Here is a 452-nt window from a genome sequence, read left to right on the forward strand (position 1 = left end):
GTGCTCGCCGCCCGGCCGGTCGTTGATCCCGGCGAACATCGCCCCCAGCGCCGCCGGAACACCCGCCGTCGGCCGGTCGGCGAGCACCGCGACGAGCAGCGGGACCATGGCGAGCGCCCCGCGCAGCACCGCCCCGCCACGGACGGGTCCGCGCTGCGTACGCAGTACATGGCCGAGCCAGGGCGGCAACGGCCGGACGGCGAGAGGGAAGAGAGGTGACACCACCGGGCTCCGGTCCACAGAGGAGGGGCGATCCGCCGGAGGACACCGTCGGCCCGGGCGCTGATGTCAGTCTGGACCGGCGAGGTGGAGGCGGTGCTTCCGCCGCGTTTCCACCAGGTGAAAGATCACCGCGTGCCGCTCAGCGCGCCCCGAACTTCTGCGTCCACACCGGGCCGCCCCCGGAGTCCACCTTCCCTATACCCATCTCCTTGAAGGAGCAGTTCAGGATG

1 pseudogene is annotated in these 452 nt (G+C 72.1%); it reads right to left on the bottom strand.

Annotated features, from left to right (window positions below):
- Window positions 1–222, bottom strand: a pseudogene (locus RM812_RS42350) (FUSC family protein); the annotation flags it as partial.
- Between the last annotated feature and the right edge of the window lie 230 nt (window positions 223–452).

It is taken from the genome of Streptomyces lancefieldiae, assembly GCF_031845825.1.
In the GTDB taxonomy this organism is placed as follows: domain Bacteria; phylum Actinomycetota; class Actinomycetes; order Streptomycetales; family Streptomycetaceae; genus Streptomyces; species Streptomyces lancefieldiae.